At 72.4% G+C, this 22,298-nt stretch carries 16 protein-coding genes and 1 tRNA gene; 11 read left to right on the plus strand and 6 right to left on the minus strand.

The genetic code is table 11. The annotated features are described in order from the left end of the window. Nucleotides 1-36 precede the first annotated feature (36 nt). The 4 genes from ACQBJO_RS04230 (at nucleotide 37) to ACQBJO_RS04245 (ending at nucleotide 8,491) form a co-directional block, all read left to right on the plus strand. Nucleotides 37-2,991: a UPF0182 family protein gene (locus tag ACQBJO_RS04230; protein ID WP_430407149.1), complete on the plus strand. Its 2,955-nt coding sequence runs from the start codon at nucleotides 37-39 to the stop codon at nucleotides 2,989-2,991. A gap of 44 nt (nucleotides 2,992-3,035) precedes the next feature. Then, nucleotides 3,036-3,112, plus strand: a tRNA-Met gene (locus ACQBJO_RS04235). A gap of 190 nt (nucleotides 3,113-3,302) precedes the next feature. After that, a complete protein-coding gene (locus tag ACQBJO_RS04240) occupies nucleotides 3,303-7,181 on the plus strand; it encodes a Pls/PosA family non-ribosomal peptide synthetase (protein WP_421007272.1) in 3,879 nt (1,292 codons plus the stop codon). Further along, complete coding sequence (locus ACQBJO_RS04245; protein WP_421007045.1) at nucleotides 7,178-8,491, plus strand: M1 family metallopeptidase; 1,314 nt, start codon at nucleotides 7,178-7,180, stop codon at nucleotides 8,489-8,491. The genes ACQBJO_RS04240 and ACQBJO_RS04245 overlap by 4 nt, the downstream gene beginning before the upstream one ends. Here ACQBJO_RS04245 and ACQBJO_RS04250 read toward each other — a convergent pair. After that, nucleotides 8,458-8,958 (minus strand): 4'-phosphopantetheinyl transferase family protein, encoded by a 501-nt coding sequence (locus ACQBJO_RS04250; RefSeq protein ID WP_421007044.1) that lies wholly within the window; start codon nucleotides 8,956-8,958, stop codon nucleotides 8,458-8,460. The genes ACQBJO_RS04245 and ACQBJO_RS04250 overlap by 34 nt on opposite strands. A 185-nt stretch (nucleotides 8,959-9,143) precedes the next feature. On the opposite strand from ACQBJO_RS04250, the gene ACQBJO_RS04255 reads away from it, so the two are divergent. The 4 genes from ACQBJO_RS04255 to ACQBJO_RS04270 all read left to right on the plus strand — a co-directional run bounded on the left by ACQBJO_RS04255 (nucleotide 9,144) and on the right by ACQBJO_RS04270 (nucleotide 14,220). Then, on the plus strand, nucleotides 9,144-10,523 hold the full coding sequence (locus ACQBJO_RS04255; RefSeq protein ID WP_255185542.1) for an NAD(P)/FAD-dependent oxidoreductase: 1,380 nt from the start codon (nucleotides 9,144-9,146) through the stop codon (nucleotides 10,521-10,523). Between the two features lie 34 nt (nucleotides 10,524-10,557). Beyond that, entirely contained in the window at nucleotides 10,558-11,853 is a 1,296-nt protein-coding gene (locus ACQBJO_RS04260) for a M16 family metallopeptidase (RefSeq protein WP_421007043.1), read from the plus strand. After that, entirely contained in the window at nucleotides 11,850-13,226 is a 1,377-nt protein-coding gene (locus ACQBJO_RS04265) for a M16 family metallopeptidase (RefSeq protein WP_421007042.1), read from the plus strand. Before ACQBJO_RS04260 ends, ACQBJO_RS04265 begins: the two co-directional genes overlap by 4 nt. A 190-nt stretch (nucleotides 13,227-13,416) precedes the next feature. Continuing rightward, nucleotides 13,417-14,220, plus strand: a complete 804-nt coding sequence (locus tag ACQBJO_RS04270) for a hypothetical protein (protein ID WP_421007041.1) — start codon at nucleotides 13,417-13,419, stop codon at nucleotides 14,218-14,220. A 147-nt stretch (nucleotides 14,221-14,367) separates the two neighbouring features. Here the strand turns inward: ACQBJO_RS04270 and hisN are convergent, their stop codons facing one another. From hisN to ACQBJO_RS04290, 4 genes are read right to left on the minus strand one after another with little or no spacing between them, the layout of a single operon-like run. Continuing rightward, a complete protein-coding gene (hisN, locus tag ACQBJO_RS04275) occupies nucleotides 14,368-15,165 on the minus strand; it encodes a histidinol-phosphatase (RefSeq protein WP_255185546.1) in 798 nt (265 codons plus the stop codon). Nucleotides 15,166-15,208: 43 nt separating this feature from the next. Continuing rightward, on the minus strand, nucleotides 15,209-16,354 hold the full coding sequence (locus ACQBJO_RS04280) for a ribosome small subunit-dependent GTPase A (RefSeq protein WP_421007040.1): 1,146 nt from the start codon (nucleotides 16,352-16,354) through the stop codon (nucleotides 15,209-15,211). Continuing rightward, entirely contained in the window at nucleotides 16,354-17,658 is a 1,305-nt protein-coding gene (gene aroA, locus ACQBJO_RS04285; protein WP_421007039.1) for a 3-phosphoshikimate 1-carboxyvinyltransferase, read from the minus strand. Before aroA ends, ACQBJO_RS04280 begins: the two co-directional genes overlap by 1 nt. A 6-nt stretch (nucleotides 17,659-17,664) precedes the next feature. Then, complete coding sequence (locus ACQBJO_RS04290; protein ID WP_255185549.1) at nucleotides 17,665-18,180, minus strand: DoxX family protein; 516 nt, start codon at nucleotides 18,178-18,180, stop codon at nucleotides 17,665-17,667. Between the two features lie 98 nt (nucleotides 18,181-18,278). Here ACQBJO_RS04290 and ACQBJO_RS04295 point away from each other — a divergent pair, with 98 nt between their 5' ends. Continuing rightward, the gene (locus tag ACQBJO_RS04295; protein WP_421007038.1) at nucleotides 18,279-19,115 is read left to right on the plus strand and encodes an SOS response-associated peptidase; all 837 of its coding nucleotides are present in this window, start codon (nucleotides 18,279-18,281) and stop codon (nucleotides 19,113-19,115) included. Beyond that, nucleotides 19,108-19,731 (plus strand): alpha/beta hydrolase family protein, encoded by a 624-nt coding sequence (locus tag ACQBJO_RS04300; protein WP_421007037.1) that lies wholly within the window; start codon nucleotides 19,108-19,110, stop codon nucleotides 19,729-19,731. The genes ACQBJO_RS04295 and ACQBJO_RS04300 overlap by 8 nt, the downstream gene beginning before the upstream one ends. A 162-nt stretch (nucleotides 19,732-19,893) precedes the next feature. On the opposite strand, the gene ACQBJO_RS04305 is transcribed toward ACQBJO_RS04300, so the two are convergent. Next, entirely contained in the window at nucleotides 19,894-21,078 is a 1,185-nt protein-coding gene (locus ACQBJO_RS04305; RefSeq protein WP_421007036.1) for a PucR family transcriptional regulator, read from the minus strand. Nucleotides 21,079-21,184: 106 nt separating this feature from the next. Between ACQBJO_RS04305 and ACQBJO_RS04310 the strand changes: the two genes are divergently transcribed. Further along, nucleotides 21,185-22,297 (plus strand): ferredoxin reductase, encoded by a 1,113-nt coding sequence (locus ACQBJO_RS04310; protein WP_421007035.1) that lies wholly within the window; start codon nucleotides 21,185-21,187, stop codon nucleotides 22,295-22,297. Nucleotide 22,298 lies beyond the last annotated feature (1 nt).

Here is a 22,298-nt window from a genome sequence, read left to right on the forward strand (position 1 = left end):
CGGGCCCCCAGCCGGGCTGGGTACGGTGGCCCCACCATGAGCAGCGCGAGTTGGCCGGAAGACAAGGGGGGCGAGCAGCCGCCCCGGGGAGAGGGGCCCCCCGCCTCACGCGTGCCGCAGGCACGCCTGGCCAAGGTGCTGCTCGCCGTCGCGGCGGTGGTCGTGGCCGTCAGCCTCGCCGCCTCGCTGTGGACCGAGTCGCTGTGGTTCGGCTCCCTCGGCTACTCCGGCATGTGGTGGTCGCGGCTGCGCACCCAGGTCATGCTCTTCGTCGTCGGCGGCCTGCTCACGGCCGTGCCCGTCGGGGTGAGCCTGTGGCTCGCCCACCGCACCCGCCCGCTGACCGTGCCGATGACGGCCGGCGAGCACGCGCTCGCGCAGTACCGCAGCGCCATCGAACCCTTCCGTCGCGCGACGGCGATCGCCCTCCCTTCGGTCCTGGGGATCCTCGGCGGACTGGCCGCCGCCGCCCAGTGGCAGACCTGGATGCTGTGGCGCAACGGCAGCTCCACCGGCGTGACCGATCCCGAGTTCGGCCGCGACGTCGGCTACTACCTCTTCGCCCTGCCGTGGTGGAGCTTCCTCGTCGGCTTCCTCACCGTCGTCGCCATCGCGACCCTGCTCGCCGCGCTCTTCGCGCACTACGTCTACGGCGGCATCGTCCCGCCGGGCCGCGGCCGGTCCAGCCGCGCGGCCTTCCTCCACCTGGCGATCATCGCCGCCGTCCTCGCGCTGCTGCGGGCGTGGAGCTATGTCCTCGACGCCCACGGCCTGACGACGCGCGAAGGGGAGGTCCTCACCGGTGTCGGGTACACCGGCGCGCACGCCATCGTGCCGACGAAGTACATCCTCGCCGTCGCCGCGGCGATGTGCGCCGGGCTCTTCCTCGCCTCGGTGCGCTCGCGCTCGTGGCGCCTGCCGGTCATCGCCGTCGGCACGCTCGTCGTGCTGTCGGTCGTCGTCGGCTCGATCTACCCGGCCCTCGTCGAGACCTACAAGGTCTCGCCCTCGCGCAACTCGCTCGAGGAGCCCTATCTCCAGCGCAACATCGACGCGACCCGGGCGGCCTACGGCGTCACCGACGTCAAGACGTCGAGCTATGACGCAGTCTCCGACGTCTCGTCCGGGCAGCTGCGCGAGGACGCCGACTCGATCCCCGGCATCCGCCTGCTCGACCCGGCGGTCGTCAGCCCGACCTACCAGGAGCTGCAGGCGCAGCAGCCCTACTACACCTTCCACGACGAGCTCGACGTCGACCGCTACGACGTCGACGGCGACATGGTCGACGTCGTCGTCGGGGCCCGCGAGCTCGACCTCGACAAGGTGCCCTCCGACCGGCGCGACTGGGTCAACGACCACACCGTCTACACGCACGGCTACGGCCTGGTCATGGCTCGCGGTGCGCAGTCGCGCGGTGGCGACCCGGAGTGGCTCAACCCCACGAGCGCGATCGGCGAGTACGAGCCGCGGATCTACTTCGGCGAGAAGATGCGCCACTTCTCGATCGTCGGGCAGGGCGACACCTCGACCCCGCGCGAGGTCGACCGGCCGACGGGCGGCGAGGAGTCGCGCTACACCTACCAGGGCGAGGGCGGTGTCGGCATCGGCTCGTGGCCCCGGCAGGCCGCCTATGCCATCACCCACCGTGACCTGAAGTTCCTGCTCTCCGACGCGGTCGGTGGCGACTCGCGCCTGCTCGAGCACCGCACGCCCACCGAGCGCGTCCAGCGGGTCGCGCCGTGGCTGACCCTCGACGACGACGTCTACCCGACGGTCGTCGACGGACGCATCCAGTGGGTCGTCGACGGCTACACGACCTCCAACGACTACCCCTACAGCACCGCCTTCTCCATCTCGGGCGTGCAGTCGGGACAGGTCTCCTCGGTGCAGACGCAGCGCAACAGCTCGCTCGTCGGCGACCGGATCAACTACATGCGCAACTCGGTCAAGGCGACCGTCGACGCCTACGACGGGACCGTGCGGCTCTACAAGTGGGACGACGAGGACCCGATCGTCAACGCCTGGGACAAGGCCTTCCCGGGGCTGCTCAAGAGCACGCAGTCGATCAGCGGCGACCTCATGTCGCACCTGCGCTACCCCGAGGACATCTTCCGCATGCAGCGCGCGGTCCTCGCCGACTACCACGTGACCGCGGCGAGCGACTTCCGCGCCGGCCAGGACCGCTGGCGGGTGCCGGACGACCCCTCCCGCGGGGACGACGGCGTCGCCCAGCCGCCTTACTTCCTCTCGCTCGCGATGCCCGACCAGCGTCAGCCCGTGTGGTCGCTCACCTCCACCTACATCCCGCGGGGCACGCGCAATGTCATGGCCGGCTACCTGTCGGCCGACGGCGACGCCGGGTCGACGGCGGGCAAGCCGGCCGACGGCTACGGCGACCTGCGCCTGCTCTCGGTACCACGGGACACGACCGTCCCGGGTGTCGGCCAGGTGCAGAACAACATCGTCTCGTCGACGGCGACGACCGGCTCGGGCTCGCAGACGCTGACCGACTGGATCAACAACGCCAACCGCGGCGGCTCGCAGGTGCACTTCGGCAACCAGCTCGCGCTGCCGGTGGGCGAGGGCTTCCTCCACGTCGAGCCGATCTACGTCTCGTCGGCCTCGGGCACGAGCTACCCGCAGCTGCGGGTCGTCGTCGCGACCTTCGCCGGGCGAGTGGCGTGGGGGCAGACCCTCGACGCCGCCCTCGACGAGCTCTTCGGCGGCGACGCGGGCGTCGACGGTGGTGACGACGGGGGCAAGGAGCCGAAGGGCAAGGAGCCGGCCGAGCCGAAGAACCTCACCGCCGACGAGAAGAAGCTGCGCGAGGCGATCGCCGGCATGCAGCAGGCCTACAAGGACTCGGAGGAGGCCCTCGAGAAGGGCGACTTCACCGCCTACGGCGAGGCCCAGAAGGAGCTGAAGAAGTACCTCGAGGACGCCGCCGAGGCCCAACCGGGAGGCGGCTCGGCAACCCTCGACGAGGGCTGATTTGGTGTGCCCCGTTCGTTCACGTAGAGTTAAGAACGCAACGACGCGGGGTGGAGCAGTTCGGTAGCTCGCCGGGCTCATAACCCGGAGGTCGCAGGTTCAAATCCTGCCCCCGCTACCACTCCGAGAGGCCCCCGACCATCTGGTCGGGGGCCTCTCGCATGGCCGGCCCCTCGAGACGGCCGCGGGCGGCCTCCTCAGGCACCGGCGATCGAGTGGAGGTATGAGCGACCGGATAGGCGGTCACGATCACCTCGACTCGCCGCTCGGGGCCACCCCGCGGCAAGTGTTCACCTTCGTGGGGGATCCTTCTGCGCGTGACGCCACCCCCGCCCCTGCTCCCTTCGCTCCTCGCGAGTGACCGCGCGCCCGCGCCCCGCACGCTCGTCGACATCTTCATGGGGGTCGTCGAGGAGCACCCCGACGCACGTGCCGTCGACAGCGGCCAGGAGATGCTCACCTATGCCGAGCTCGCCGAGGCGGCGACGGCGCTGGCCGAGCAGCTCGCGGAGCTCGGCATCGGGCCGGGGGACAAGGTCGGGGTGCGCATCCGCTCCGGCTCCACCGACCTCTACGTCGCGATCATCGGCGTGCTCGTCGCCGGCGCCGCCTACGTGCCCGTCGACGCCGACGACCCCGACGAGCGGGCGCGGGTCGTCTTCAGCGAGTCGCGGGCGGCCGCGATCATCGGCAACGACCTCGTCGTCACGACCACCGATGTGGCACAGGGCCGTTCGGCGATCGAGCCGGCGGCACTCAGCCCCGAGGACGACGCCTGGGTGATCTTCACCTCCGGCTCCACCGGCACGCCGAAGGGGGTCGCCGTCACCCACCGCAATGCCGCCGCCTTCGTCGACGCCGAGGCGCGGATGTTCCTCGTCGACGACCCGATCGGGCCGAGCGACCGGGTCATGGCGGGCCTGTCGGTCGCCTTCGACGCCAGCTGCGAGGAGATGTGGCTCGCCTGGGCCTACGGCGCCTGCCTCGTGCCCGCCCCGCGCTCGCTCGTGCGCTCCGGCGTCGACGTCGGCCCGTGGCTCGTGGCCAACGAGATCACCATCGTCTCGACCGTCCCCACCCTCGTCTCGCTGTGGCCGCCGAGCTCGCTCGAGCGGGTGCGGCTGCTCATCATGGGCGGCGAGGCCTGCCCGCCCGAGCTCGCCTCGCGCCTGCAGCGCGAGGGCCGCGAGGTGTGGAACACCTATGGCCCCACCGAGGCCACCGTCGTCGCCTGCGGCGCGATGCTCGACGGCTCCGACCCCGTGCGCATCGGCCTGCCGCTCGACGGCTGGGACCTCGCCGTCGTCGACGGCGAGGGCCACCCGGTCGCTGAGGGGGAGTCCGGCGAGCTGATCATCGGCGGTGTCGGCCTCGCCCGCTATCTCGACCCGACCAAGGACGCCGAGAAGTACGCCCCCATGCCCACCCTCGGCTGGGATCGCGCCTACCGCTCCGGCGACGTCGTGCGCAACGACCCGGCCGGTCTCGTCTTCGCCGGTCGCGCCGACGACCAGATCAAGCTCGGTGGCCGACGCATCGAGCTCGGCGAGATCGACGAGCAGCTGCTCCGCGTGCCCGGTGTCGTGTCCGCGGCCGCGGCCGTGCGTGCGACCGCGGCGGGCAACAAGCTGCTCGTCGGCTACCTGACGACCGACGAGCGCTACGACGCCGCGCATGCCCGCGACCTGCTGCGCGAGCGGATGCCCGCGGCCCTCGTGCCGCGCCTGGCCGTCGTCGACGAGCTGCCGACCCGCACCTCGGGCAAGGTCGACCGCGACGCCCTGCCGTGGCCCCTGCCCACCTCCGGCGACACCCCGGCGAAGGGGGAGCTCGGCGAGACCGCGCAGTGGGTCGCCGGGATCTGGGCCGAGGTCATCGGCGCCGACGTCGGCGACCCGAGCGACGACTTCTTCGACCTCGGGGGTGGCTCGCTCACCGCCGCCCAGGTCGTCAGCCGGCTGCGGGAGAAGCACCCCGAGACGACCGTCGGCGACCTCTACGCCCACCCGACGATCGGCGACCTCGGCGCCTGGCTCGACGAGGCGATGGCGACCTCGACGATGGTGCGGACCAACCGCAAGGTCCGCCCGATCCGCACGAAGACCCAGGCGGCGCAGCTCGTCGGGATGATCCCCCTTCGTGCGCTCGCCGGCATGCGCTGGCTCGCCTGGCTCATGCTCGGCTCGACCATCGGCCACCTCGCGCTGCCGTGGCTGCCGAGCTTCCCGGTGTGGCTCGTCGTGCTCATGGCCCTGGTCTTCCTCACCGGCCCCGGCCGCATGCTCCTCGCCGCAGGACTGGCCCGGCTCGTGCTGCGCGGGGTGACCCCCGGGGCCCACCCGCGCGGCGGCAAGGTCCACCTGCGGCTGTGGCTCGCCGCCCGCACGCAGGACGAGCTCGCGGCGGCGGCGCTGTCCGGCGCCGTCTGGTTCCGTTGGTACGCAAGGCTGCTCGGCGCCAGGATCGGCGAGGGCGTCGACCTGCACGCCCTGCCGCCGGTCACCGGCTGGCTCGACGTCGGCGCCGGTGCGGCCATCGAGCCCGAGGTCGACCTGCTCGGCTACTGGATCGACGGTGACCGGGTGCAGGTCGGCCCGATCACCATCGGCGACCACGCCCGCGTCGGCGCCCGCAGCACCCTCTCGCCCGGCACGGTCGTCGGCGTGAACGCCGAGGTCGCCCCCGGCTCGCACGTCCTGGGGAGCGTGACGGCGGGGGAGTTCTGGTCCGGCTCGCCGGCCGAGCGCCAGGCGTCGGCCCGCGGCCCGTGGTCGCGCGAGGACGCTCCGGCCCCGCGGCGCTGGCTCGTCGGCATGGGGCTCATCGCCCCGCTCGTCGCGAGCCTGCCCGGTCTGGCGACGCTCGTCGGTGGCCTCGTCCTGTGGCCCGCGGTCTCGGGGACCGACTCGCTGGGCGAGGCGGTGCGCGCCGCGCTGCCGTGGCTGCCGCTGGCCGCCGTCATCGGCTTCGTCGCGCTCGCCCTCCTCGTCCTCGGGCTCACCCGGCTGCTCGGCAGCCGGATCGAGCCCGGTCACTTCCCGGTGCGCTCGGTGCAGGGGCTGGCGATCATCTACACGGTGCGCCTGCTCGACGAGGCGCGCGACTGGCTCTTCCCGATCTACTCCAGCGCCCTCACCCCGACCTGGCTGCGGCTGCTCGGCGCCCGCGTCGGCGAGGGCGTCGAGGCCTCGACGGTGCTGCTCGTGCCCAAGCTCGTGCGGGTCGGCAACCACGCCTTCCTCGCCGACGACACCCTCATCGGCTCCTACGAGCTCGGTGGCGGCTGGGTGCGCGTCGAGCGGGTCAAGGTCGGCAAGCGAGCCTTCGTCGGCAACTCCGGCATGCTCGCTCCCGGTCGCCGGGTGCCCAAGCGCTCGCTCGTCGCCGTGCTCTCCGCGGCCCCGCAGCGGGCCAAGGCCAAGGCGGGCGCCTCCTACATCGGCTCGCCCCCGCGCAAGCTGCGGCGCACCGCCGACGAGCAGGACGCGAGCCGCACCTACGACCCGCCCACCCGGCTCAAGGTCCTGCGGTCGGTCGTCGAGCTCTGCCGCGTCGTGCCCCTCGTCTGCAGCGTCGCGCTGCACGTCGGTGTCGGCGTGACCCTGCTCGCGCTCCTCGACCGGTCGGTGTGGGCCGCCGTGCTGCTCGCCGGCCCCGTCCTGCTCGTCGCCGGGCACCTCGCCGCCGGCGTCACCGTCATCGCCAAGTGGCTCATCGTCGGGCGCCACCGCGCCGGGGACCACGAGCTGTGGACCTCCTTCGTCTGGCGCAACGAGCTCGCCGACACCTTCACCGAGATGCTCGCCGCCCCGTGGTTCGCCCGCATCACCGCCGGCACGCCGGCGCTCAACGCCTGGCTGCGGCTCATGGGCAGCAAGGTCGGCGAGGGTGTCTGGTGCGACACCTACTGGCTGCCCGAGAGCGACCTCGTCGAGCTCGGCGACGGCTCGACGGTCAACCACGGCTGCGTCGTGCAGACCCACCTCTTCCACGACCGGGTCCTGCAGATGGACAAGGTCGTCCTCGAGGCCGGGGCGACCCTCGGGCCCAACAGCGTCATCCTCCCTTCGTCCAGCGTCGGCCGGGACGCGACCGTCGGACCCGCGTCCCTCGTCATGCGCGGCGAGGGCGTACCGTCGCGCACACGCTGGATCGGCAACCCGATCGGTCCGTGGGAGGAGACAGAGTGAGGCGCCAGGACGGCACCGATGACTACGTGCCCGGGCACGGCGACGCGAGCTTCGCCGTCGCGCACTACGACCTCGAGCTGGACTACAAGGTCGCGGGCAACCGGCTCTCCGGCGAGGCCACGCTGCGCTGCCGCGCGCTGCAGCCGGCGAGCCGGGTCGAGCTGGACCTGCACGCGCTCAAGGTCGCTCGCGTCCACGTCGACGGCGAGCCCGCCCGCTACTCTCACCGCGGCGACCGGCTCGCCGTGACCCTCGGGCGCACCGTGCCCGAGGGGGAGGACTTCGAGGTGCGGGTGCGCTACGCGGGCACCCCCACGCAGGTGCGCAGCCGACGCCTCGGCGAGGCCGGCTGGGAGGAGCTGACCGACGGCGTCATCGTCGCCGCGCAGCCGCACGGCGCACCGTCGTGGTTCCCCTGCAACGACCGGCCGGACGACAAGGCGACCTACCGCCTCGTGCTGAGCACCTCCCGCGACTACCACGTCGCCGTCGCCGGTGAGCTCGTCGACCGCTCGACCCGCGGCAGCACGACGACGTGGACCTATGCGCAGGACGCGCCGATGGCGACCTATCTCGCGACCGTGCAGATCGGTCGCTACGAGGTCGTCGACCAGGCGGGTGCACCCGTGCCCGTGCGCGTCGTCGCGCCCGTCGACCGGCCGGAGAAGGGCTTCGAGGCGGCCTTCGGGATGCAGCCGCAGATGCTCGGCTTCTTCGCGGAGACCTTCGGCGACTACCCCTTCGCGTCGTACACCGCCGTCATCACCGACGACGACCTCGAGATCCCGCTCGAGTCGCAGGGCCTGTCGACCTTCGGGCGCAACTTCATGCGCGACGACTGGGAGTGCATCCGGCTCGTCGCCCACGAGCTGAGCCACCAGTGGTGGGGCAACTCGGTGACCCTCGGGCACTGGCGCGACATCTGGCTGCACGAGGGCTTCGCCTGCTACTCCGAGTGGCTGTGGTCGGAGCGGATCGGCCTGATGACCGTGGGAGAACGGGCCGAGGTGCACCACGAGCGGGTGCGCACCGACGACGGCGACGAGCTGCTCCTCGGCGACCCCGGGCCCGACCTGATGTTCGACGACCGGGTCTACAAGCGGGGGGCGCTCACGCTGCATGCGCTGCGCTGCCGGGTCGGGGATGCGCGCTTCTTCGAGGTGCTGCGGACGTGGTGCGAGGAGCAGCAGCACCGCACGGTGACGACGGCGATGTTCGTCGAGCACGCCGAGCGGGTCTCCGGCGAGGACCTCGGCGAGCTCTTCGAGGCCTGGCTCTACACCGTCGAGCTGCCGCCGCTGCCGGACTGACCGGCGGTCGGTGGGAGCACGACGGCCGCGGCGGCCAGGCCGGGTGGGGCCACGAGGTCGACGACGGGCCAGTCGGCGCAACGGATCTGGCTCATCGGGGTGCGTAGGCCGGTGCCCAGTGCCTTGAGGATCGCCTCCTTGCGGCACCACATCGCTGCCCGCTCGGCGGGGGAGTCCGCCCGCTCGCCCGGGTGCAGCACGAGGTCGGGGTCCCAGCGGGCGTCGACGGCGGCGATCTCCTCGACGTCGACGCCAACCGGCCGAAGGGGGTCGACCGCCGTCACCACGACGTCACCGCAGCGGGCCAGGCTGACGTGCGGCCGGGAGCCGTCGGCCAGCCGCGCCCACGGGCGGCCGTGGCGCTCGGAGCCGCAGGCCGTGCAGTGCCGGCCGGTGGCGGTCTCGGGACCCAGGTGGGCGCGCAGGGCGGCGTCCGCGCTCAGCCCCCGGTGCCACTGGATGTCCACGGGGCGAGGCTAGGCCCTGACTCCGCATTGCCCAACGGCAATGCAGATCCAGGCCGCATTGCCGTTGGGCAATGCGGACTGGAGGTGGGTGGCGGCCGGGGAGGTGAGGGCTTTATCAGGTCCGGGGCGGTTGTGACCAGAGGAATAGGGGCACGATTTCTCCCTTCGGCATGGGCTGGGCCACAATGGAAGGCGTGAGCGCTAACTCTGGCAAGCACCGCGTCGTCATCATCGGTTCCGGCTTCGGCGGCCTCTTCGCCGCGAAGTCCCTGAGCGGCAAGGACGTCGAGGTCACCCTCATCTCGCGCACCGGCCACCACCTCTTCCAGCCGCTGCTCTACCAGGTGGCCACGGGCATCCTCTCCGAGGGCGACATCGCCCCGGCGACCCGCGACATCCTCGCCCGCGACAAGAACGTGCGCACGATCCTCGGCGACGTCCACGAGATCGACATCGAGGCGCGCACCGTCACCTCCCGCTCGCTGAGCCAGGAGACGGTCACGCCCTACGACAGCCTGATCATCGCCGCCGGTGCCGGACAGTCGTACTTCGGCAACGACCACTTCGCCCGCTACGCGCCGGGCATGAAGGACATCGACAACGCCCTCGAGCTGCGCGGCCGCATCTTCGGTGCCTTCGAGCTGGCCGAGACCACGACCGACCCCGAGGACCGCGAGCGGCTGCTCACCTTCGTCGTCGTCGGCGCCGGCCCGACCGGAGTCGAGATGGCGGGCCAGATCGCCGAGCTCGCGCACAAGACGCTCGCCCACGAGTTCCGCCACATCGACCCCAAGGACGCCCGGGTCATCCTGCTCGACGGTGCCGACCAGGTGCTGCCCTCCTTCGGTGACCACCTCGGTGGCAAGACCCGCGCCAGCCTCGAGAAGCGTGGCGTCGAGGTCCAGCTCGGTGCGATGGTCACCGACGTCGACGGCGCCGGCATCGACGTCAAGTACAAGGACGGCTCGACCCAGCGCATCGAGGCCATGACCAAGGTCTGGGCCGCCGGTGTCGCCGGCTCGCCGCTCGGCAAGCTCGTCGCCGAGCAGGCCGGCGCCGAGATCGACCGCGCCGGGCGCGTCCACGTCGAGGAGGACCTGACCCTCAAGGGTCACCCCGAGATCTTCCTCGTCGGCGACATGATCAACCTCAAGGGCTACCCGGGCGTGGCCCAGCTGGCGATTCAGGGCGGTCGCTACGCGGCCAAGGAGATCATCGGCCGTCTCGAGGGCAAGGAGCCGCAGGCCCCCTTCGTCTACAAGGACAAGGGCTCGATGGCGACGATCTCGAAGTACTCCGCCGTCGCGAGCATCGGCAAGATCAAGCTCACCGGCTTCATCGCCTGGCTCGCCTGGCTGGCCGTGCACCTCATGGCGATGGTCGGCTTCAAGAACCGCGTCTCGACGCTGCTCAACTGGATCATCACCTTCGTCGGCAACAACCGCAACGAGCGGGCCACGACGATGCAGCAGGTCTTCGCCCGCCGCGCGATCGAGGACCTCGGCGAAGATGCCTTCCCCGAGCTGCCGCGCACCGGCGAGCAGGAGCAGCGCGACGCCTCCTGACCCGATGCGCGCACGCGCGTCGTAGGGTGCGTCCATGCCCTTGGACTTCACCCTCGAGGACCGCACCCTCCCCAACGGCCTGCGCGTCGTCGTGCAGCCGGACGACACGACCCCGACCGTCACAGTCAACCTGTGGGTCGGGGTCGGGTCACGTCACGAGGAGCCCGGCCGCACCGGCTTCGCCCACCTCTTCGAGCACCTGATGTTCCAGGGCAGCGAGCACGTGGCCAACGGTGAGCACTTCCAGGCGCTCATGGGGGTCGGCGGCCGGCTCAACGCGACGACGTGGTTCGACCGGACCAACTACTTCGAGACCATCCCTTCGGGGGCGCTCGAGCTCGCACTCTGGCTCGAGGCCGACCGCCACGCCAACCTGTTGGCGGCGGTCAACCAGGCCAACCTCGACAACCAGCGTGACGTGGTCAAGGAGGAGAAGCGGCAGCGCTACGACAACCAGCCCTACGGCCAGGCGCTGACCCGGGTCTACGCGACGGTCTTCCCTCAGGGGCACCCCTACCACCACCCGACGATCGGGTCGATGGAGGACCTCGACGCCGCGTCCGTGCAGGACGTCCACGACTTCTTCACCCGCCACTACGCCCCGGACAACACGGTCCTGACGATCGTCGGTGACGTGACCGCCGAGCGGGCGCTGGAGCTGGCGGAGCGCTACTTCGGGCACATCGAGCACCGCGCGGAGCCGCGGCGGGCGCCGGTCGCGCCGCTGCCGCCACTTGCGGAGCCGCTGCGGGAGGAGGTCGTCGACGAGGTCCCCAACGACCGGATTCACCTGGCCTTCCGCCTGCCTGCCGAAGGGGGTGACACCCGTGACGAGTTCCTCGCCGCCTCGATGGCGCTGGACTGCCTGGGTGGGCTGAGCTTCTCACCGCTCGAGCAGCACCTCGTGCGCGAGGAGCAGGTGGCCAACAGCGTCGACGTCGGGGCGATGGGTTTCGTCGACGGCGTCTCGCTCGGTCTCGTCGTCGTCGACGTCGCCGAGGGGGTCGACACCGACGCCCTCGAGGAGCGGGTGTGCGCCGAGCTGACGGCCTTCGCCGACGAGGGGCCGACGCCCGAGCAGATGGAGGCGGTGCGGGCACAGGCCGAGCGCGCCTGGCTGTCGGCGCTCGCGGCCAAGGACGAGCGGGCCGACCTCATCGGGCACTACACCTGCCTGCACGACGACCCCGGCTTCATCAACACCTTCCTCGACCGGCTGGCCGAGGTCACCCCCGAGCAGGTGCGGGCTGCCGCCGACCGGTGGCTGCGGCCGCAGAGCCGAGCCGCCGTCGTCTACCGGGTCGCCCAGGAGCAGGAGGAGGTCGCGTGAGCGAGGTCGAGAGCATGAGCACGCCGGTCGTCCCGCGGCCCGAGGTGACGCCGCCGGGGGAGTGGGCCTTCCCCGAGCCGCGCGAGCTGGATCTGCCCAACGGCATCCGGGCACTGGTCCACCACGTGCCGGGGCAGTACGTCGTCTCGGTGCGGGTCACCGTGCCCGTGGCCCTGCGGCACGAGCCGCGCGAGGTCGAGGGCGTCGCCTGGATCATGGCGCGCCTGCTCGACGAGGGCACGAGCACCCATGGCCAGCGCGAGCTCGCCGAGCTGCTCGAGCGCCGGGGCATCGCCCTCGGTGCGGGTATGAGCGAAGCGGCTCTCGGCGTCGACGTCGACGTGCCGCAGCGGCACCTGGGCGAGGCGCTCGACCTGCTCACCGAGTGCCTGTCGGAGCCGGTCTTCGAGGAGGCCGAGGTCGCGCGGGTGACGCGCACCCGTCTCGCCGAGATCGAGCAGGAGCGCGCCTCCGCCGGGCGTCGCGCCTTCAAGGAGTGGGCCGCGACCTACTACGACGTGGACACCCGGGCCAGCCGCCCGGCGTCGGGCTCGGCCGAGACCGTTGCCGCGATCCGTCGTGAGCACGTCGTCGACTTCCACGCCACGCACGTTCACCCCGAGGGAGCGACGGTCGTCGTCGCCGGTGACCTCACCGGGGTCGACGTCGACCAGCTGCTCGCCGGGACGGTCGGTGCCTGGGAGACGTCCGGCCGCGCGGTCTCCGTCGAGCGGACCCCTGCGCCCCGCGCCGACGACGCCGCCCGGGTCGTGCTCGTCGACCGGCCGGGGTCGGTGCAGTCGGAGATCCTCATTGGCGGGCCCGGCCCGGACCGACGGGTCGAGTCCGGGTGGGCCCCCTTCCCCGTACTCGCCTGGGTGATCGGCGGCGCGCCCAATGCCCGCATCGACCAGGTGCTCCGCGAGGACAAGGGCTACACCTATGGCATCCGGGCCGGCTTCCGCCCTCGGCAGGTGGGCTCGGCCTTCACCGTCTCGGGGTCGGTCCGCGCCGACTCGACGGTCGACTCCCTTCGCCTGCTCGCGGATATCCTCAGCGGGGTCGGTGAGGGCTTCACCGATGCCGAGACCCGCGCCGGTGTCGACTTCATGAGCCTGACGGCGCCGGGCCGTTACGACACGGCCGACGCGATCGCCGACGAGACGAGCGGGCTGGCCGGCGACAACCTGCCGCTGACCTTCACCAGCGACATGATCGCCGCGATGCGCGAGCTCACCGCTGCCGACCTCGACGCCGCGTGGCGTGAGCACGTGCGGCCCGAGTGGACCATCGTGGTCGTCGGCGATGCCTCGCTCTACCGGGACGAGGTCGAGGAGCTCGGGCTCGGGTCGGTGACCGTCGTCGCCAACTGAGGGCCAAACCGGCCGGTGGGGCCGATGGTTGTGTGGTGAACAGGTAGCCCTGCGAGCCGGCAGCCTCTGGTGAGGCTTGCCGGCAGGCTGGGCTACCACTTCAACGCACAACCGTGTGGAGCATCTCGAGGTTGTCCACACATCGCGTCGGCCAATGGAAGGGACCGCACCCCCCGGCTGTGCTGGCGGGATGATCTACACGAGCCGTCAGGTCCATGACCGCGTCGCTGCGCGCGCGATCCCACAGATCGTGGGGCGCGGTGAGCTGGTCCGCGCGGGCCGCTACTACGTCACGCCCGACACTGACGAAGGGGTCCGCGCGGCTCTGACAGCCGGCCTGCGCCCGACCTGTGTCACGGCGGCCGAGCAGCACGGGCTGTGGGTGCCGCCCGCAGCCGGGCTGCACGTGTACGGCCGGCGCGGGCAGGTGGGTGCCGGCTGGGTGGGCCACGGATGGCACCAGTCGTGGCCGGAGCCGAGCCCGATCGCCTCGCCTCGGCTCCTGCTCGAGCACTCCATCAGGTGTCTCGACCCGCTCGAGGTCGGCATCCTGGCCGACAGTGCCCTGCACAACAAGCTGGTGGACCAGGACACTGTGACCGAGCTGGCCGCGACGGCGCCTCGGGGAGTCCGACGAGTACTCGAGCGGGCATCCGGCAAGGCCCAGTCGGGGACGGAGAGCAAGGTCAGGCTCTTCCTGTTGCTCCACAACGTCAGCGTCACTCCTCAGGTGAAGATCCCGGGCGTCGGTTTTGTGGACAATCTTGCGGGTCGGCGGTGGATCATCGAGTGCGACAGCCGTCAGCACCACACGGGCAAGGACACCTACGCCAAGGACCGGGCGCGTGATCTGCGCGCGCTCGAGCTGGGCTACTTCACGACCCGGCTGACGCACGCGATGACCTTTGCAGGCTGGGCGAGGACGTCCGCCACCCTGCTGCAGGTGATCCGGTCGGGGCGACACCTGGACCCGCCGGACCGCTGGGCGCTCTGACCATGGTTGTGTGTTGAACCAGTAGCCGTTGGTGCCGGCAGCCTCTGGTGCGTCGTGCAGGCAGGCTGGACTACCACTTCAACACACAACCAGCGGGGCCGGGGCGCCCCGAGCGGCCCGAGTGGGCGCCTGGACGAGCGAGGCTCCTCAGGCGTCCGGCGCCAGCCGGCGCAGGACCTCGTCGTGCAGCAGGCCGTTGGTCGCGACGGCATTGCCACCCCAGGGGCCGGGGGCGCCCTCGAGTGAGGTGAAGCGGCCGCCGGCCTCCTGCACGATCGCGACGAGCGCGGCCATGTCGTAGACCTCGAGCTCGGGCTCCGCAGCGACGTCGACAGCGCCCTCGGCGACGAGCATGTAGGACCAGAAGTCGCCGTACGCGCGGGTGCGCCACAGGTCGGACGTGAAGTTGAGGAAGTTGCGCGCGCGCCCGGCCTCGCGCCAGCCGTCGAGCGAGCTGTAGGACATCGACGCATCGGCCAGCTGCGAGACCCCCGAGACGTGGATCTGCTTGGCCTGGGCGAGCGAACGACCGGTCCAGGCTCCCGCCCCCTTCGCCGCCCACCACCGCCTGCCGAGGGCGGGTGCCGCGACCAGCCCGACGACGCAGTCCTCGCCGTCGACGAGCCCGATGAGCGTGGCCCAGACGGGGACGCCGCGTACGTAGTTCTTCGTGCCGTCGATCGGGTCGATGATCCAGCGGCGCTGCGAGTTGCCCACGCTGCCGAACTCCTCGCCCAGGACCGCGTCACGGCCACGGGAGCGGGCCAGCTGGGCGCGGATCGCCTCCTCGCAGGAGCGGTCGGCGTCGCTCACGGGAGTCAGGTCGGGCTTGGACTCGACGACGAGGTCGGACGCCTGGAAGCGAGCCATCGTGATCCGCTCGACCTGGTCGGCCAGCACGTGGGCCAGCCGCAGGTCATCGGCGTAGGGGGAGCTGTCAGCCATCCGGTCAACGTACCGGCAGTGGTGGTCCCGGCGGGGTACCGGCTCAGCGCTCGTCGGACTCGCCGGATCGCGCTCGCAGCAGGCGGCGAAGGGAGTCCAGCCGCTGCGCCCCACCGGGCCCCGCGTGCCCGGCGGCGACCCACGCGTCGAGGGCACAGTCCGGCTCGTCGTGGGTGCAGCCGCGCGGGCAGCCGGCCTCGGCGCCCTCGGCCAGTTCGGGGAAGTGCCCGATGATCCGGTCCGGCTCGACGTGGGCCAGCCCGAAGGAGCGGATGCCCGGGGTGTCGATGATCCAGCCCGCCGCGTCCGGGTCCGGCTCCGAACCCTGCAAAACCCTAGGGTCTTGCAGGGTTGAGGCGTCCGAACCCTGCAAAACCCTAGGGTCTTGCGGAGTTTCGGGCGAAGGGGGGAGGGGCGGCAGGCGCAGGCCGAGCGCGCTCGTCGAGGTGTGCCGGCCCCGACCGGTGACGTCGTTGACGTGACCGGTGGCGCGATCGGCGTCGGGACACAGCGCGTTGACGAGCGTCGACTTGCCGACGCCGGAGTGGCCGACGAGCACCGAGACCCGGCCGGCGAGCCGACGGCGCAGCTCGGCCAGGCCGGCGCTGCCCTCGGTGAGGACCGAGGTGACGACGTGCGGGACGTCGAGCGGGGCGTACTGGGCGAGGAAGTCGTCGGCGGAGGCGAGGTCGGACTTCGTGAGCACGAGCAGCGGGTCCATGCCGGCGTCGTAGGCCGCGACGAGGCACCGGTCGATCAGGCGCGGGCGGGGCTGCGGGTCGGCGAGGGCGGCGACGACGACGAGCTGGTCGGCATTGGCCACGATGACCCGCTCGACGGGGTCGGTGTCGTCGGCGGTGCGCCGCAGCACGGTCACCCGCTCCTCGATGCGCACGATGCGGGCGAGGGTGTCCGGCCTACCGGAGGTGTCGCCCACCATGCCGACCTGGTCGCCGACGACGACGGGCGAGCGGCCGAGCTCCCGGGCGCGCATGGCGATGACGACCCGCTCCGGCAGGCCGTCGCCCGCGGGGACGAGCGTCGTCCACCGGCCGCGGTCGACGGCCGTGACCCGGCCGACGATCGCGTCCTCGTGCTTGGGCCGGTCCTTGGTGCGGGGGCGGGAGCCGCGGCGGTTGGGGCGCACGCGGACGTCCGACTCGTCCCAGCTGCGCGCGGACCTGCCCATCAGCCCTCCGTGGCCTCGAGCATGCCGTCCCACAGGTGGACGAACTGCGGCAGCGTCTTGCCCACCGTCGCCGGGTCCTCGATGACCGTGCCCGGCGCGCGCAGCGCGAGCAGCGCACCGGCCATGACCATGCGGTGGTCGGCATAGGTGTGGAAGGTGTTGGGGCGCAACGGCGCCGGGTCGATCCGCAGCCCGTCCTCGAGCTCGGTGACCCCCACGCCGAGGCCTCCCAGCTCGCGCGAGAGCGCGGCGATCCGGTCGGTCTCGTGGCCGCGGATGTGCCCGACGCCGCGGATGATCGAGGGCCCGTCGGCGCACGCGGCGAGAGCCGCGACGACGGGGGTCAGCTCGGCTGCGTCGTGCAGGTCGATGTCGATGCCGGAGACCCGCCCGTCGCCCGTCACCGTGAGCGTGCGCGCGTCGAGGGTGACCTCGGCGCCCATCTGCGCGAGGACGTCGCGGATCATGTCGCCGGCCTGGGTGGTGTGCCCGGGCCAGTCGGGCACCGCGACTCGGCCGCCGGCGACGAGCGCGGCGGCGAGGAAGGGCGCGGCATTGGACAGGTCGGGCTCGACGGTGACGTCGAGCGGCAGCAGCTCGCCCGGCTCGACCCGCCAGGTGTTGGCCTCGGAGTCGTCGACGGCGGCGCCGGCATCACGCAGCGCCTCGACCGTCATCTCGATGTGCGGGAGCGAAGGGAGCGGCTTGCCGTCGTGCACGACGGTCACGCCCTCGTCGAAGAGCGAGCCGGCGAGCAGCAGCGCCGAGATGAACTGGGAGGACGCGGAGGCGTCGAGCACGACCCGCCCGCCCCGCACGGAGCCCTGTCCCTGCACGACGAAGGGGAGCGTGGCCCTCCCTTCGTCCTCGACGGTGACGCCGAGGTCACGCAACGCGTCGATGATCGCTGCCATCGGCCGCACCCGGGCGTGCTCGTCGCCGTCGAAGGTCACCGGGCCGTTCGCGAGCGCCGCGACCGGCGGCAGGAAGCGCATGACCGTGCCGGCGAGGCCGCAGTCGACGGTGCGCCCGCCGCGCAGCGTCGCGGGGGTGATGATCCAGTCGGGGGAGGCGCCTTGGCCGGAGGCCGAGGTGGCGTCGTCGACGCCGGCGCCGAGCTGGCGCAGGGCCTGGGCCATGAGCTCGGTGTCCCGGGAGCGAAGGGGGCGGCGCAGGCGCGAGACGTCGCTGGCCAGGGCCGCGAGCACGAGATAGCGGTTGGTGAGGGACTTGCTCCCCGGCAGCGTCACCGTCGCATCGAGGCGACCGGACGCTGCCGGGGCATGCCAATCAGGGCTGGTCATCGCGGGTCAGGACACCGCCTGCTTGGCCTGGAGCGCGGCGAGCTTCGCCTCGCGGGCGGCCGCCTTGCGGGCCTGGCGCGCGGTGCGCTCGACGCTCTCGCCGGCGAGCTTGGCGCGGTAGGCCACGCCCGGCTTGCCCGCGGTGTCGACCGCGGCGAGGAGCAGGCCGCCCATGAGGCTGACGTCCTTGATGAACTGCGTGAGCTTGCCGGCCTTGGCCTGCGGGTCGGACTCGGCCCAGAAGTTGTGGGTCGCCGTCGTCGGCACCATCGTGCCGAGCAGCAGCGTGGAGGCCAGGCGCGGGGCCTTGCCGGTGGCGAGGAGCGCGCCGCCGGCGACCATCGCGGCACCGTTGGCGCGCACGAGGAGCTCGGTGTCGTCGGGCAGCTGGGTCTTCGCGGCCAGCGGCTTGGTCACGGGCTCGGCCGCGGGCACGTGGGCCGCGGGGTAGCGCAGGGCGTTGATGCCGCCCCAGACGAAGATGCCGGCCAGCATGGGTCGGGCGATGCGACGAACGATCATGGGTGAGTGCTCCTTGTCGTCGTGTGGTCGCCGGGAGTCTCCCGGCGGGTACGTCTCCTACCGTAGTCGGGATCGGCCGTGGGCCTAGTCTCGGAGGCGTGTGCGGACGATATGCAGCCACGGCCAACCCCGACGACCTGATCGAGGAGTTCGAGGTCGATGCCGACCGCGTCGGCGACCCGGCGCGCTCGATCCTCAAGTCACCGCAGGACCCGCCGGCGGGCACCCCCGACTTCAACATGGCGCCGACCAAGCAGGCCCCGGTGGTCCTCACCCGCGTGCCGAAGGGGGAGGACGCTGCGGTGCGTCAGCTGCGGCTGCTCACCTGGGGTCTCGTGCCGTCGTGGGCGAAGGAGACCGGGGTCGGCCTGCGGATGATCAACGCGCGGGCCGAGTCGGTCCTCGACAAGCCGGCCTTCGCCAAGGCGGCGGCGAGCCGCCGCTGCATCGTGCCGGCGGCCGGCTGGTACGAGTGGCAGGTCTCGCCGGTGGCGAAGGACGCGAAGGGGAAGCCGCGCAAGCAGCCCTTCTACATCCACCGTGGCGACGGTGCGCCCATCGCCTTCGCCGGCCTCTACGAGTTCTGGCGCGATCCGGCGGTCGCGGCCGGTGACGACCCCGACGCGTGGTTGACGACCTTCACGATCATCACGACGAGCGCCGACCCGGGCATGGACCGCATCCACGACCGGCAGCCGCTCGTGCTCGAGCCCGACGACTGGGCGCGCTGGCTCGACCCGGGCCTGACGGACCTGGATGACGTGGGGGAGATGCTCGGCTTCGCCCAGCCGGGCCGATTTGCCGCCCACCCGATCTCGACCGCGGTCAACGCCACGCGCAACAACGGGCCAGCCCTGCTCGAGCCGGCGCCCGCGTCCGACCTGGTCGGCGTCGTCGACCCCGAGACCGGCGAGGTGATCAACCCCGATGGTTGAGCTCGAGACCCCCACGGCCCAGGGCCCCGCCCGCGTCCACCTGCACGAGGCGACGGGGACCCCCTTCGGCAGCCTGCTGCTCACGCACGGAGCGGGCGGCGGCATCGGGGCCAAGGACCTGCAGGCGATCGCGTCCCGGCTGCCCGGGCTCGGCTGGCAGGTCGCGCTCGTCGAGATGCCGTGGCGGGTGGCGGGCAAGAAGGTCGCGCCCATGCCGCCGAAGCTCGACGCCGCGTGGCGCGAGATCGTCGTGGGCGTGAGGGGCTCGCTGGGGGAGCGGGTGGTCTTCGGTGGTCGCAGTGCGGGCGCGCGGGTGGCCTGCCGGCTCGCCGCCGAGCTCGGTGCCGACGGCGTGCTGGCGCTGAGCTTCCCGCTCGTGCCGCCGGGCAAGGGCCCTGACAAGTCCCGCATCCACGAGCTGCTCCTGCCGGTCGAGGCGGGGCTGACCGTGCAGGTGGTGCAGGGCGCGAAGGACCCCTTCGGCTCGCCCGACGCGGTGCGAGCAGCCTTGGGGGAGAGGGCCGCCGACGTCCGCGTCGACGAGGCGCCCGGGACGCACTCCTTCACCGGTGGCGGCGCGGTCGCCGACGTCGTGGCCGACCACTGGACCCGCTGAACCCTGCACAACCCTAGGGTCCTGCAGGGTCGTGGCCGGCCAACTGCGCAAGACCCTAGGGTCCTGCAGGGTTGGGGCCGGCCAACTGCGTAAGACCCTAGGGTCCTGCAGGGTTGCGGCCGGCCAACTGCGCAAAACCCTAGGGTCCTGCAGGGTTCCGGTTCAGCGGCCGAGGGCGAGGACGAGCGCGAGCACCTCGTCGGGGTCGTTGAGCCGCTCGCCGTAGAGGTCGCGCACCTGGTTCATCCGGTAGCGCACGGTCTGCGGGTGCACGTGCAGCGACTCGGCGACGAGCTCACGTCGCCCCTGGAGCAGTAGCCACGCGCGCAGGGTCTCCATGAGCCGCTCGGCGGTGCCCTCGGCCACCTGGGCGAAGGGGGCCAGCACGGCGTCGCGCAGCTCCGCCAGGGCGGCCGGGTCGGCGTGCATCACGAGCTCGGGCAGGACGTCGTCGGTGTCGACGACCCCGGGCAGCTCGAGTGCCGTGGCCGCGACCGCCCGGGCGTAGGACTCACGGACCTGCGCCCAGGGCCGTGCCGGCCCGACGACTGCGCCGTGTCCCTCGAGGAGCTCGAGCAGCCGTGCGCGCGAAGGCCCCCCGCTGTCGGGCACGAGCAGCACGGCGTGCTCGATGCTGCCGTCGGGGAGGTTCTCGGACAGGGTCAGGGTGCGGGGATCGAGCACGCCGGTCGCGGTGAGCGCCCGCTCGCGGTCGACGAGCACGGCGGTCAGGGTCCGGGGCGGCACCCAGCCGGCCGCCGCGGCGTCGTCGTCGAGCTCGGCCCCGGACACCCCGGTGAGCAGGCCCCGCGTCAGCCGGTCGAGGTGGACGATCCGCTCGCGCTCGGCACTCGTCGTCTGCTGGTTGTGCCCGGCGACCGAGGCGGCCGAGAGCTCGTCGATGTAGGTGAAGACCAGCTCGGCGAAGCGCCCCAGGGTCGCGGCGTCGACCCCGGCCGCGATGGCCTCGACCGACAGCTCGCGCCACGCGGCGCTCGCGCCGACGCGATAGGCGGACAGCAGCGCCTCGACGGGGCGGCCCCGCTTGGCCTCCGCCTGCCCGAGCTCGCGCGCGGCGGCGACGCCCACCCCGACGGGAGCCCCCTGCGGCGCGGCGCCGGCGGCGAGGGTGACGAAGCTCGCGAGCGAGACCTGAACCGCCCGCTCGATGATCTTGCCCATCCGGCCCTGGAAGGGCACGTCGTAGGCCGGCACCTGGTGCATCACCTCGGCGACGACGACCGACGCCACCCGCGGCAGCTGCGCGCGAAGGGCGGCGACCGTCGCCTCGTCGAGCACGAGCCCCGCCGCCTGCCGGGCGGTGCGCCCGGACTCACTTGCTGCCACTGCGGCTCCCTTCGCCACCCCTTTGTCCCGAGCGAACAAATGGGTGCCACGAACCCTACTCGTGAAGGACAGCAGGAGCGAGGGGTTGAGGCGGGAGGATGGAGGCATGACAGCTACAGCGTCCCGTCCCCGCCCCGCGGGCAGCGCACGCTCGCTCCGTGACGCCGCCGTTCGCATCGCGTACAGCCTGGCGACGCCGATCGTGCCGGACGACTACCTCGACCTCTTCGCCCCCCTTCGCTCCGGGGCCGACCTGCGCGGCCGGATCGTGGCGATCACGCCCGAGACCCGCGACGCCGCGACGATCACGATCCGCCCCGGCCGTGACTGGCAGGGCCACGCCCCCGGGCAGTACATCCGCGTCGGCGTCGACGTCGACGGCGTGCGCCACTGGCGCGCCTACTCCCTGACCTCCGACACGAGCGCCCGCGACGGCCTGATCTCGATCACCGTCAAGGCGATGCCCGACGGCCTCGTCTCGCAGCACCTCGTGCACCACGCCCGTCCGGGCACGATCATCCAGATCGACCAGGCGAGCGGCGACTTCGTCCTGCCGCAGTCGGTGCCGGCCAAGGTCCTCTTCCTCACCGGCGGCTCCGGCATCACGCCGGTCATGGGCATGCTGCGCAACCACGACTTCGACGGTCTCGACGTCGTCCACGCGCACTCCGCGCCGACGGCCGACGACGTGATCTTCGCCCGTGAGCTCGCCGACGCCCCGACCGGCGTGCGGGCGATCGTCCGGCACACCGACGACGAGGGCATGTTCACGCCCGACCAGCTCGACGAGGTCGTCCCCGACTGGCGCGAGCGCGAGACGTGGATCTGCGGCCCGACCCCGATGCTCGACGCCTTCGAGGAGCACTACGCGGCGCACGGCCACACCGAGCTGCTGCACGTGGAGCGCTTCCGCCCGAGCGTCGTCGAGGCGGGCGAAGGGGGGACCGCCTCCCTTCGCGTGGGGTCGGACACGACCACGCTCGACCTCGACGGCGGCACGACGATCCTCGACGCGGCCGAGGACGCCGGCGTCCTCATGCCGAGCGGCTGCCGGATGGGCATCTGCTTCGGCTGCGTGCTGCCCATGACCGACGGCTCCGTGCGCGACCTGCGCACCGGCGAGCTGACCACGACCACTCCCGACGACCCGGCGGTCAAGGTGCAGACCTGCATCTCCGCCGTCGCCGGCGCCTGCACGATCGAGACCCAGGAGAAGTGAC

This window comes from Janibacter zhangyanbonis, from assembly GCF_050507325.1.
Lineage (GTDB): Bacteria > Actinomycetota > Actinomycetes > Actinomycetales > Dermatophilaceae > Janibacter.